Annotated in this window: 11 protein-coding genes; 4 read left to right on the top strand and 7 right to left on the bottom strand. The window is 61.2% G+C overall.

Annotated features, from left to right (window positions below):
- From Q0526_RS07190 to Q0526_RS07205, 4 genes are all read left to right on the top strand, one after another.
- A partial coding sequence (locus Q0526_RS07190) for an FGGY-family carbohydrate kinase (protein ID WP_298732043.1) occupies nucleotides 1–581 on the top strand: 581 nt, incomplete at its 5' end.
- 56 nt (nucleotides 582–637) lie between these two features.
- Nucleotides 638–2,071, top strand: a complete 1,434-nt coding sequence (locus Q0526_RS07195) for an NAD(P)/FAD-dependent oxidoreductase (protein ID WP_298732045.1) — start codon at nucleotides 638–640, stop codon at nucleotides 2,069–2,071.
- 15 nt (nucleotides 2,072–2,086) lie between these two features.
- Nucleotides 2,087–3,349, top strand: a complete 1,263-nt coding sequence (locus Q0526_RS07200; RefSeq protein ID WP_298732047.1) for an FAD-dependent oxidoreductase — start codon at nucleotides 2,087–2,089, stop codon at nucleotides 3,347–3,349.
- Nucleotides 3,350–3,352: 3 nt separating this feature from the next.
- Nucleotides 3,353–3,721, top strand: a complete 369-nt coding sequence (locus Q0526_RS07205) for a DUF1667 domain-containing protein (protein WP_298732048.1) — start codon at nucleotides 3,353–3,355, stop codon at nucleotides 3,719–3,721.
- A gap of 124 nt (nucleotides 3,722–3,845) precedes the next feature.
- Here Q0526_RS07205 and Q0526_RS07210 read toward each other — a convergent pair whose 3' ends face one another.
- The 7 genes from Q0526_RS07210 to Q0526_RS07240 all read right to left on the bottom strand — a co-directional run.
- Nucleotides 3,846–4,640: a DeoR/GlpR family DNA-binding transcription regulator gene (locus Q0526_RS07210; protein WP_298732050.1), complete on the bottom strand. Its 795-nt coding sequence runs from the start codon at nucleotides 4,638–4,640 to the stop codon at nucleotides 3,846–3,848.
- Between the two features lie 10 nt (nucleotides 4,641–4,650).
- Complete coding sequence (locus Q0526_RS07215) at nucleotides 4,651–5,682, bottom strand: hypothetical protein (RefSeq protein WP_298732052.1); 1,032 nt, start codon at nucleotides 5,680–5,682, stop codon at nucleotides 4,651–4,653.
- Between the two features lie 107 nt (nucleotides 5,683–5,789).
- Nucleotides 5,790–6,854 carry a BMP family ABC transporter substrate-binding protein gene (locus Q0526_RS07220; protein ID WP_298732054.1) on the bottom strand — a complete coding sequence of 355 codons (1,065 nt, stop codon included), beginning with the start codon at nucleotides 6,852–6,854 and terminating at the stop codon, nucleotides 5,790–5,792.
- Between the two features lie 60 nt (nucleotides 6,855–6,914).
- A complete protein-coding gene (locus Q0526_RS07225; RefSeq protein ID WP_298732056.1) occupies nucleotides 6,915–7,802 on the bottom strand; it encodes an ABC transporter permease in 888 nt (295 codons plus the stop codon).
- Nucleotides 7,792–8,877 carry an ABC transporter permease gene (locus Q0526_RS07230; RefSeq protein WP_298732057.1) on the bottom strand — a complete coding sequence of 362 codons (1,086 nt, stop codon included), beginning with the start codon at nucleotides 8,875–8,877 and terminating at the stop codon, nucleotides 7,792–7,794. The genes Q0526_RS07225 and Q0526_RS07230 overlap by 11 nt, the downstream gene beginning before the upstream one ends.
- The gene (locus Q0526_RS07235; protein WP_298732059.1) at nucleotides 8,874–10,397 is read right to left on the bottom strand and encodes an ABC transporter ATP-binding protein; all 1,524 of its coding nucleotides are present in this window, start codon (nucleotides 10,395–10,397) and stop codon (nucleotides 8,874–8,876) included. The genes Q0526_RS07230 and Q0526_RS07235 overlap by 4 nt, the downstream gene beginning before the upstream one ends.
- Nucleotides 10,398–10,402: 5 nt before the next feature.
- A partial coding sequence (locus Q0526_RS07240; protein WP_298732061.1) for an amidohydrolase family protein occupies nucleotides 10,403–11,559 on the bottom strand: 1,157 nt, incomplete at its 5' end.

The following is an 11,559-nucleotide window of genomic DNA, read 5'->3' on the forward strand; positions in this document are numbered from 1 at the left end:
CGGGGGCGGCCATCCAGTGGCTGCGGGACGAGCTGCGCCTGCTGGAGGAATCCCGGGATTCCGAGTACATGGCCCAAAAGGTCAAGGACACCAACGGCTGTTACGTGGTGCCGGCCTTTACCGGACTGGGCGCCCCCCACTGGGACCAGTATGCCCGGGGCACCATTGTGGGGCTGACCCGGGGCTGTAATAAAAACCATATCATCCGCGCTACGCTGGACAGCCTGTGCTATCAGGTCAATGACGTGCTCCACGCTATGGAGGCGGACTCCGGCATCCCCATGCAAGCCCTGAAGGTGGACGGCGGCGCTTCGGCCAACAACTACCTGATGCAGACCATGGCGGACATCAGCAACGTGCCGGTGCAGCGCCCCCTCTGCGTAGAAACCACGGCGCTGGGCGCCGCCTATCTGGCGGGGCTGGCGGTAGGGTATTGGGGCTCCACCGAGGAGGTCATCCAAAACTGGTCGGTGGACCGGACCTTCTCGCCCTCCATCACCGAGGAGGAGCGGGCCAAGCGCATCAAGGGCTGGAACAAAGCCGTGCGCTGTGCCTACGGCTGGGCCAAGGACGACGACTGACCCCCCGCTGCCCACACCATGAATGAACCGCTGCGGTTCGGATAAGGAGACTGAAGATGTATGATGTAATCGTCATCGGCGCCGGTGTGTCCGGCTGTGCTTGTGCCCGGGAACTGTCCCGCTACAAGGCCGATATTCTGGTTTTGGAGAAAGAAGAAGACGTCTGCTGCGGCACCACCAAGGCGAACAGCGCCATCGTCCACGCGGGCTACGACGCCGCCCACGGCAGCCTGATGGCCAAGCTCAACGTGGAAGGCAGCCGGATGATGCCGGCTCTGGCCAAGGAATTGGATTTTGCCTATGACCAGTGCGGCAGCTTGGTGGTCTGCGTCAGCGACGAGGACCGCCCCGCCCTGCAAAAGCTCTACGAAAACGGCGTGGCCAACGGGGTAGAAGGGCTGCGCATCATCGAGCGGGAAGAACTGGTGGCCATGGAGCCTAACATCTCCGACGAGGCGGTGGCCGCCCTGTGGGCCCCCACCGGCGCCATCGTCTGCCCCTTTGGGCTGACCTACGCCTTTGCCGAGAACGCCGCCAAAAACGGCGTCAAGTTCCAGTTTGATACCACGGTCACCGGCCTGAAGCCCATCGAGGGCGGCTGGCAGGTGGAAACCGACCACGGCACGTTGGAGACCCGTCTGGTGGTCAACGCGGCCGGCGTCTATGCCGACGACCTGCACAACATGGTCACCGGCGAGGACCCCCTGACCATCATCCCGCGCCGGGGCGACTACTTCCTGCTGGACCACACCGCCGGGGCGCATGTACACCACACCATCTTCCAACTGCCTGGCAAGTACGGCAAGGGCGTGCTGGTCACCCCCACGGTCCACGGCAACCTGCTCGTCGGCCCCACGGCCATCGATGTGGAGGATAAGGAAGCCACCGCCACCACCGCCGCCGGTCTGGACGAGGTGCGCGCCAAGGCGGGCATCGCCGTCAAGGATATTCCGATGCGCCAGACCATCACCAGCTTTGCGGGCCTGCGGGCCCATGAACCCCGCCACGACTTCTTCATCGGGGAGATCGCCCCCGGCTTTGTGGACTGCGCGGCCATCGAATCGCCCGGCCTGTCCAGCAGCCCGGCCATCGGTGTGATGGTGGCGGATCTGGTCTCCCGGAGCCTGCACCTCGAACAAGATCCCACCTTTGATCCGGTCCGCAAGGGCATTCTGGATCCCAAGACCCTCTCTTTGGAGGAGCGCAACGAACTGATCCGCAAAGACCCCGCCTATGGGCAGATCATCTGCCGGTGCGAAAGCGTCACCGAGGGCGAGATCGTGGACGCCATCCATCGGGTGCCGGGCGCCCGCAGCTTGGACGGCGTCAAGCGGCGTACCCGCGCCGGTATGGGCCGTTGCCAGGCAGGCTTCTGCAGCCCCCGCGTCATGGAAATTCTGGCCCGGGAACTGAACCTGCCCCTGAGCGAGGTCACCAAGGCGGGCGGCCAGTCCAAGATCATCGTCGGCACCAACAAGGACGTGTACTAAGGGGAGGACGCAATCATGAAAAATGTAGATCTTGTCATCATCGGCGGCGGTCCTGCCGGACTGGCCGCGGCGGTGGAAGCCCGCAAACACGGCGTACAGGACCTTCTGGTGCTGGAACGTGACAACGAGCTGGGCGGCATTCTGAACCAGTGCATCCACAGCGGCTTCGGCCTGCATACCTTTAAAGAGGAACTCACCGGCCCCGAGTACGCCGGCCGGTTCATCCAGATGGCTAAGGAACTGGACATTCCCTACAAGCTCAATACGATGGTGCTGGACTTGGCGGCGGATAAAACCGTCACGGCGATGAACAAACAGGACGGCCTGTTCCAGCTTCATCCCAAAGCGGTGGTGCTGGCCATGGGCTGCCGGGAACGTCCCCGCGGCGCGCTGAACATCCCCGGCTACCGCCCGGCGGGCATCTTTACCGCCGGTACCGCCCAGCGCCTTGTCAATATGGAAGGCTACCTGCCGGGCCGCAAGGTGGTCATCCTCGGTTCCGGCGACATCGGCCTTATCATGGCCCGCCGCATGACGCTGGAAGGCGCCAAGGTGCAGGTGGTGGCCGAACTGATGCCCTACTCCGGCGGCTTGAAGCGCAACATCGTGCAATGTCTGGACGACTTCGGCATCCCCCTGAAACTCAGCCACACCGTGGTGGACATTCAGGGCAAGGAACGGGTGGAAGGCATCACGCTGGCCCGGGTGGAAAACGGCAAGCCGGTACCCGGCACCGAGGAACACTATGACTGCGACACGCTGCTGCTCTCCTGCGGGCTGCTGCCCGAAAACGAGCTGAGCCGCGCCGCCGGTGTGGCCCTCAACCCCGTCACCAACGGCCCCGCCGTCAACGAAAGTCTGGAGACCAGCATCCCCGGCGTCTTTGCGGCCGGCAACGTGCTGCACGTCCACGACTTGGTGGACTTTGTGTCGGAGGAAGCCGGTGCCGCCGGCGCCCATGCCGCGGCCTATATCCAGAACGGCGAACAGGGCGGCGACGCCCGCACCCTGCCGGTGCGGTGCGAAAACGGGGTGCGCTACACCGTGCCCACCACCATCCGCCCCGACTGCGCGGGGGACACCGTGACTTTGCGGTTCCGTGTGGCCAATGTGTATAAGAATAAGAAAGTGGCGGTCTATGCGGGGGACACCTGCATCTTCAGCCGCAAGCGTCCCGTGTTGGCGCCGGGTGAGATGGAAACCGTGCAGCTCAAGAGCGAAGCGCTGCGGGCCCATCCCGAAGCTGCCCAGATCACCGTGACGTTGGAGGAGGCATAACTTATGGAAAAGATCAATCTGGTCTGCATTGGCTGCCCCATGGGCTGCCCGCTGGTGGTAGAGATGGAGGACGGCGCGGTGGTACGGGTCACCGGCAACACCTGCCCCCGGGGCGACGCCTACGCCCGCAAGGAAGTGACCCATCCCACCCGCGTGGTGACCAGCACGGTGCGGGTCCGGGGCGGCACGCTGCCCATGGTGTCCTGCAAGACCCGCAGCGACGTGCCCAAGGACAAGATCTTCGACGTGGTGCGCGCCCTGAAGGAAGTGGACGTGGACGCCCCGGTAGCCATCGGGGATGTACTGCTGTCCGACGTGGCCTCCACCGGCGTGGATGTGATCGCCACCAAGAACGTACAGAAAAAAGCCTGACCCGACTTTCCGCAACGGGCCAAAAGAACAGCAGCAAAACCCCGCAGGGAATGCGCCGCCGGAGGATGGTACCGGCGTGCAGCCCCCCTGCGGGGTTTTGCTGTTTGCTTTGTTGGGGAAAGGGTTACTCGGCGTGGGCATAGTCCGGCATCCGCTGGGGCGCTGCGATGACTTGCACCCCCGCATCCTGCCAAGGAGCCATTTCCTGCGCGGTGATGTTCCAGTCGGTGATGATGCAGTCGATCTCCTCTGCGGTGCAGATCCGGTTAAAGGCCACTTCGCGGAATTTGCTGCACTCCGCCAGAATGATCTTTTCCCGGCCGATTCGCAGCATCCGCCGCAGTACGGCGGCTTCTTCGGTGTTATACTCGGTGATGCCGTCTTGGATGGAAAGGCCGTCCACGCTCAAAAAGGTTTTGTCTACCCGGAAATTCTCCAAAGAATTTCCACACAGGCTGCCCACCAAACTTTTGTTGTGTTTGCGCAGGTAGCCTCCGGTCAGAAAAACCCGGTTCTGGTCGGTCTGGGACAACAGCACCGCAATGGGCGGCGAGTTGGTGACAATGTTCAGCGACAGACCGCTTCTCTCGATGGCATGGGCCAACGCCATCGAGGTGACCCCGTTGTTGATGGCGATGGCTTCCCCGTCGTGGAGGTGCTTTAGCGCTTCCGCGGCGATGGCGCTTTTCTCTTGATGGTTGCTGTTGGCCTTTTTGACAAATTCCCGTTCGTTGGCGCGCAGCCCGCTGAAAACAGCCCCGCCGCGCACCCGTTTGATGGCGGATTCCTGCTCCAACTCTTTCAGGTCGCGGCGGATGGTCTCGGCCGAAACACCCAGCCGGGCGGCCAGTTGGTCCAGCCGTGCAAACTGTACTTCGGCCAGAAAACGCAGGATCTCAGTTTGGCGTTGGTTGAACATCTGGGTACGATCACCCCTTGCTGTCGGGTTTGTGAATGGGCGAGAGCTTCATCAGGAAATGGCGGTCATAGGTGGTCAGCGGCATCAGGAAAATCTCGCCCTTGCTGTTGCCGCACATGCCGTGGGCCCGGATGGGGGAGTTGTAGAACCCCAGCTGCGCCACGACCTGCAAATTCATGTCGATGAGCGTCAGCCCGCCGCCTCGTTCAGCCACGTAGACATAGTCGTCGTCCGCCCACAGGCCGGTGGGTTGGTAGAGCCCTTCCTCCAGATAGGCCAGCAGTTCTCCCTCGGCGGAGAAGACATGCAGGCGGTTGCCGTCCCGGTCGCCCACCCAAACGCGGCCCAGCCGGTCCACGCAGAGGCAGTGAGGCACCACAAAGTGGCCGGGTTCGTCCCCCGGGCCGCCCCAGGTGCGCAGCAGGGTGCCGTCCGGGGCAAAGCGGTGGATGGCGGCGTTGCCGTACCCGTCGCTGACAAAGAAATCCCCGTCCGGGGCAAAGCAGACCCCGGTGGGCCGGTTGAAGGGCGGGGCAGCCCGCTGGATGCTCTCCAGCCCCATAAAGAAGGACCACCCTTTGTCAAACAGTACGTCGGTGGGCACATATTTGCCCATCCGCTGGCGCTTGCGCCATAAGTCAGGGTCAAACCCACTGTCGCTGGGGACCCCCGGCGTGCCGATATCCCGGATCCATTCGCCGTCCTTGGAAATCTCCCGCAGAACATGCTGGGCCACATCCACACACAACAGGGTATCGTTGGGGGTCACGCAAAGGGTGTGGGTCTCTTTGAATAAGCCCTGACCGAAGTCTTTGACATAGTGCCCCTCGGGATCCAGCATCATGATGGGATGCTCCACATCCCGGGTGGACAAAAACAGGTTGTCCTCGCGGTCACAGCAGCCGCCCGAATACATGGTAAAGGTAAACCGTTCGGGGAAGGTGCCGTAATCGGGGTGCAGTTCGTAGGTGAACGCTCCGCTGGTAAAGAGGGAGCGGGCGGCCTCGTCCCGGCGGGGGATGCTTTGCATTGCATAGGCCATAGGTGCAGTCACTTCCTTTTTTGTAGTCGTTATGCGCAGCCGGAACCCCGGCAAGAAGAGGACACGGCGGCCCCCATGCCGCCGTGTCGATCCGTTCTATCGGTTGTTTATTTGTCTTTCTCGCGAACGCTTTCGGGAACGATCTCGCCGGACATGATTTTTTCTTTGCTTTCTTCCACGGCTTCCTTTACGCCGTCCTTGTAGGTGACCTTGCCGGTGGTATCAAACTCAAAGCCGGCGCCGCCGGTGCGGTTCATCGAGAAGGCCTCGGTCTTGCCGCCCTCAAAGGTGCCCTGCGCGTAGTCCGTCATGGCCGCGTAGACCCAGGTGTCGTAGGGCGTGATCTGGCTGCCCAAAACCTGACCGGGCAGCACATCGCTCTGGTCGATGTCACAGCCGATGACGTAATGGCCGGCGCTCAGCTCTTCGGCGGCTTCAAAGACGCCCAGACCGGTCTTGGCAGCTACCTGATACACCACATCATAGCCGGAGTTGTACAGCGTCAAGGCAAGCTCCTTGCCCTTGGCGGGGTCTTCGAAGGTGCCGGCGTAGACGATGGAAACTTCAATGTCGGGGCGGGCGGCCTTGGCACCGTCCTCGTATCCGGCGGCGTAGCGGTTATTCTGCGCCATGTCCTGCCCGATGACCGCGCCGATCTTGCCGGTCTCAGACATCAGGGCGGCGGTAACACCGGCCAGATAGGAACCTTCCTGTTCTTTGTTGGCGGAACCCAGTACGTTGGGAATGTCATTGATCTCGCCATTCATCGAGAAGAAGAGGGTGTCGGGGTATTCCGGCGCCACCGTGCAGACGGCGTCCACCAGCTCGGGCTGCAGGCAGACCAGCAGGCCGTAGCCCTCCTGCGCCATGGAGCGCAGCGTTTCCTCGTATTCGCCGACTTGTACCTCGACGACCTGCGTTTCGATGCCGTATTCCTCGGCGGCGGAAGTAAAGCCGGAATAGCACAGGTCGGTGACCGAGCCGTCACCCAGCGCCTGCGGGGTAATGAAGGCGGCCTTCAGGTCACTGGCGGGGGCAGCGGAGGTCTGGCTTTCGGCGGCGCCTTCGCTGGTGGCGGTAGAAGTGCTGGACGTAGAACTGGCCGTGGAAGAGCAGGCACAGAGTGACGCCAGCATCGCAGCGGACAAAACGGATGCAAGCAGTTTTTTCATGGGTTTTTCCTCCTGTTGATAAAATTCATCTGGAATGCAAGTTCCAGAACCGTACGAAGATTAGAGCTGTTCCTGTTGCGGTTTGCGGATGAACACACAGGCCAACACCGCCAGATAGGGGATCATCAGGACCAATTCCGAGGCGATGGTGCCCTGCAGCTGTACTTGGTTGCCCACAGCCTCGGCAAAGCCGAAGAGCAGCGTGATGAAGAGGACCAGTGCCGGGCGGCGGTTGGAGAACATCAGCGCGCCCAAGGCGATGTAGCCCTTGCCGACGGTCATGCCTTCCGAGAACATGGAGAGGAAGCCGATGGACAGTTGGCTGCCTGCCAGTGCGCAGAGGACGCTGGCGATCATGATGCAGCTGATTCGGGTGCGGGGGATCGAGATACCAACGGCCTTGGCGGCCTCGGGGCTGGCACCGCAGGCCAGCACATGCAGGCCGTAGGCGGTACGGTAGATCAGCACCGCGGCCAGCGCCACGCTGATAAATGCCGCATAGACGATCCAGGTCTGTTCCCGGAACAGGCTGCCGATGACGGGGATCTGGCTCAGCAGCGGGATGGTGATTTTCGGGATCTCGGGGATGTCAGGGGAAACAAAGGAACCCGTTTGATGGAAAACCATGCGCAGCAGATAGACGGTAAGTCCGTCGATCAGGAAGTTGATGGCAAACCCCACCACCAACTCAATGGCGCTCATCTTCATGGTGATCCAGATGAAGAACCAACCCAGCAGGACGCTGGCGGCGATGGCAGCCAATACGCCGATGCCCCAGCTCTGGAAATAGTACCCGGCAATGACCGAGAAGAAACAGGCCAAGAGCATCTGTGCCTCCAGAATGATGAAGGTGATGCCTGCGCAGTCGCAGAACAGCGCGCCTACGGCGGCCAGCAGAATCGGTGCGGAATACCGCATGGTCGCCCCCAGCAGAAGTTCAAGATTCATGTTCAAGCCCTCCTTGTTTTGCAAGCTTGCCCGGGAGCTTTACCCGATCCAGCAGATGGGCGAACGCCTTGGCGGATACAAAGCAGATGATCGTACACTGGATGACCACTGCCACCGCGCGGGAAACGCTGGTGGTGCGTTCCACCGTCAGGGAACCGGCTTTCAGGAAGCCCATAAAGATGGAGCCGATCAGGGTGCCGATGGGCGAACAACTGCCCAGCAGCGAGGAGAGGATGCCGTTGGTGGCAAAGTCGCCCACAAAGCGGCTCTCGAAGCAGTACCGCACGCCCATGATCTCGGTGGCGCCGCCCAGACCGGCGATGGCGCCGCTGAGCAGGATGACACCGATGCGGGAGGCCAGCACATTGACGCCGCCGTATTTGGCAAAGCGGGGGTTGATGCCGCAGATCTCGAATTCATAGCCCAGTTTGGTTTTGCGGATCAGCACCCAGTACAGGCCTACCACCACCAGCGCGATGATCAGCGCGGTAGAAACGCTGGTTCCGGAGATCAGGGTAGCCAGACGGCCCTGTTCGGCGATCATGTCGGTTTTGATGGTGGCGCCTCGGTTGCCGCTGGCCAGAAAAACGTTGTGGACCAGATAATCGGTCAGATACATGGCCACATAGTTCAACATCATGCAGGGGACTACTTCACTGCTGCCAAAAAATACCTTGGCCAAAATGGGCGGCAGCGCCCAGATCATGCCCACCAACATGCTGGACACCAGCATCAGGGGGATCAGGACGGGGGCGGGCAGGTCGGTGCAGGTAACGCCGATGATGGCCGCTGCCAGACCACCCATATACATCTGGCCTTCCACGCCCATGTTAAAGACGCCGCCTTTGAAGGCGATGGAGGCCGCCGTGCCGGCAAAGATCAGCGGGATGGTCCAGCGGATGCTGGATGCGAGGGAGAAGGTGGACCCGCAGGCACCGCGAATCAGGGCGGCATAGATCTCCAGCGGGTCGTTTCCGGTGGCCAAGATCAGGACGGCGCCCACAAGGATGCCGAACAGAATCGCCATAATGGCGGTCTTGGCGCTGATCGGAGTGGGTCTGTATGTAAAATTCATACGGTTTCCTCCTTTACGACGCCCGCCATCAGCAGGCCGATTTCCTCTTCGCTGGTGCGCAGGGGATCCACTTCGCCCACGAAGCGGCCTTTGTAGATGACCAGCACCCGGTCGCTCAGCGACATGATCTCGGACAGTTCGTTAGAGACCAGCAGCACGGCGTTGCCTTGGTTGCGGTGGGTGATCAGGGTATCGTGGATGTACTCGGTAGCGCCGATGTCAACGCCGCGGCTGGGTTGGGCGGCGATCAGGACGGACGGCGACAGCGACAATTCCCGCGCTACGATCAATTTTTGCAGGTTGCCGCCCGAAAGAGAAAGGGCATCGTTCATGATGTTGTCTGTCTTGACGGTGAACTGCCGTACATACTGCCAGGTGCGTTCCCGGGCCTTTTTGTAGTTGATGAATACGGCACCGGCAAAATCCCGCAGGCGGTAGCCGGTCATGATAAAGTTGGCCAAAATGGTGGCGCCTACGGCGGCACCGGTCAGTTGGCGATCCTCGGGGATGCAGCCCAGACCATCCTCCCGGCGGACCCGGGTGCTGGTGCTGGGCGGCACCGGATGGCCTTCGATGGTGATTTGGCCTTGATAGTCGGTGGTCATGCCGGTCAAAATGTCGATCAATTCGGACTGGCCGTTGCCCTGCACACCGGCGATGCCCAAAATCTCGCCCTTGTGCAGCTCGAAAGAAACGTTGTCCAGCATTTTGACGCCCCATTTGTCCACGTAGGAAAGCCCCTGCGCGGCCATGGCCACCTGAGTCTGGTCGGTTTTGGCCTTTTCCCGGGGTTCGCTGAGCTGGCGTCCCACCATCATTTCCGCAATAGCTTGTTCGTTGGTCTCGCTGGTTTTTACGTGACCGGTCATCTTGCCCAACCGCAGCACCAAGATCTCGTCGGTGATCTGCATGATCTCGTTGAGCTTGTGGGTGATCAGGATGATGCTCTTGCCGGCATTGCGCAGCTCCACCAGCGTTTCAAACAGTTTTACGATCTCCTGCGGGGTCAGAACGGCGGTGGGCTCGTCCATGATCAGCAGGTCGGCGCCCAGATACAGGGCTTTCAGAATCTCTACCCGCTGCTGTAAGCTGACAGGAATATCCTTGATGAGGGCCCGAGGGGGAACTTCCAGTTTGTATTCCCGGCCCAGATCTTCCACCACCTTCTCGGCCCGGCGCAGATCCAGCAGCCCGCTCTTTTTCTTGATGGGTTTGCCCAAAATCATATTCTGCGCCACGCTGAGGGTGGGGACCAGCGCAAAATGCTGGTGCACCATCCCGATGCCTTGATGGATGGCATCCCGGGGGCTTTTAAAATGTACGGGCTGGCCGTCGATCAGGATCTCGCCGTCGTCCGGCTCATACATGCCGTACAGCATCCGCATCAGCGTCGTTTTGCCTGCGCCGTTTTCTCCAATCAGGCCGTAAATTTTGCCCGACTCGATTTTGAAATCCACATGGTCGTTGGCAACCAAGGAACCGAATACCTTGGTGAGCTGCCGCAGCTCTATCTGCTTCATAGCGCTTATCTCCTACTTTCTACCAGTCGTCCGCAGCCGGCTTCGCACAGGATCGCACCCTCGTGGTATACGTGGATGCCGCGTACAAAGGTGTCCGTCACCTTGCCTTTCAGTGCCATGCCCTGATAGGGCCCCTTGGCGCTTTTCGTCTTGGAGAAGGACTGCAGACCGTCGTAGGTCCATTGCCGTTCCGGGTCGATGAGGATGATGTCCGCATCGGCGCCGGGGGTCAGGGTGCCTTTGCGGGGGCTCAGACCCAAGATCTTGGCGGCGTTGCCGGAGGTCAACTGGGCCAGCCGGGTCCAAGGCAGTCCGCGTTTGTGTACGCCCTCGGTGATCATGGCGGCCAGCATCACGTCGTTGCAGCCGAACCCGCAGTATTCCTGCCAGAAATCCCCCTGCTGGACCTTCTCCGCGTCGGTGAAGGGGCCATGGTCCGAGCCCAGCACATCGATGGTGCCGTCCAGCACGTAGTTCCACAACTGTTCCACGTTTTCCCGGCTGCGGAAGGGCGGCGTACACTTGGCAAAGGACTTTTTCTCCCGCAGAACGTTGCGGTCGAAGATCAGGTAATGGGGGCAGGTTTCGATGTACAGGTGAGCGCCGTCGTTGCGGGCGTCCCGCAGCAGTTTGGCGCCTTGATGGATGGTGGTGTGGCAGACCAGTACCCGGGCGCCGGTGGCCTTGGCAAAAACGGCGATCCGCTGGTCGGCGTCGTATTCGGTCCACCAGGGCCGTGCGTCGTCGAACATCGCTTCATCCTGACAGCCGATGGCGGAATAGTGCTTGCAGCCAAAATCGGCGGCTTCCGCGTTTTCGGCGTGCAGAGCGATCAGTCCGTTGAAGGAGGCCGCCTGCCGCATACCGTCCACCAAGTACCCGTCGGTGATGCGGGGGTATTCCTTGGTGGCAAAGCACATAAAACCTTTAAAGCCGATGCAGCCCAAATCATTCATCGTGGGTATGTCGGGGATGCTGTCGGGGATCAGACCGCCCCACAGGGCGAAATCCACCACCGAGTTGCGCTGGGCCACTTCTACCTTTTTCTCGAAGTTTTCCCGGTTGATGGTGGCCGGCACCGAGGGCAGCGGCATATCACAGATGGTGGTGATCCCGCCGGAGGCAGCGCTTTGCGAACCGCAGAACCAGTCCTCCCGGTAGT

This window comes from uncultured Subdoligranulum sp. (assembly GCF_937890665.1).

What these genes read in the sequence shown, in the direction of transcription:
- Q0526_RS07195 (WP_298732045.1), top strand. Translation starts at nt 638, where the DNA reads ATGTATGATGTAATCGTCATCGGCGCCGGTGTGTCCGGCTGTGCTTGT.
- Q0526_RS07200 (WP_298732047.1), top strand. Translation starts at nt 2,087, where the DNA reads ATGAAAAATGTAGATCTTGTCATCATCGGCGGCGGTCCTGCCGGACTG.
- Q0526_RS07205 (WP_298732048.1), top strand. Translation starts at nt 3,353, where the DNA reads ATGGAAAAGATCAATCTGGTCTGCATTGGCTGCCCCATGGGCTGCCCG.
- Q0526_RS07210 (WP_298732050.1), bottom strand. Translation starts at nt 4,640, where the DNA reads ATGTTCAACCAACGCCAAACTGAGATCCTGCGTTTTCTGGCCGAAGTA.
- Q0526_RS07215 (WP_298732052.1), bottom strand. Translation starts at nt 5,682, where the DNA reads ATGGCCTATGCAATGCAAAGCATCCCCCGCCGGGACGAGGCCGCCCGC.
- Q0526_RS07220 (WP_298732054.1), bottom strand. Translation starts at nt 6,854, where the DNA reads ATGAAAAAACTGCTTGCATCCGTTTTGTCCGCTGCGATGCTGGCGTCA.
- Q0526_RS07225 (WP_298732056.1), bottom strand. Translation starts at nt 7,802, where the DNA reads ATGAATCTTGAACTTCTGCTGGGGGCGACCATGCGGTATTCCGCACCG.
- Q0526_RS07230 (WP_298732057.1), bottom strand. Translation starts at nt 8,877, where the DNA reads ATGAATTTTACATACAGACCCACTCCGATCAGCGCCAAGACCGCCATT.
- Q0526_RS07235 (WP_298732059.1), bottom strand. Translation starts at nt 10,397, where the DNA reads ATGAAGCAGATAGAGCTGCGGCAGCTCACCAAGGTATTCGGTTCCTTG.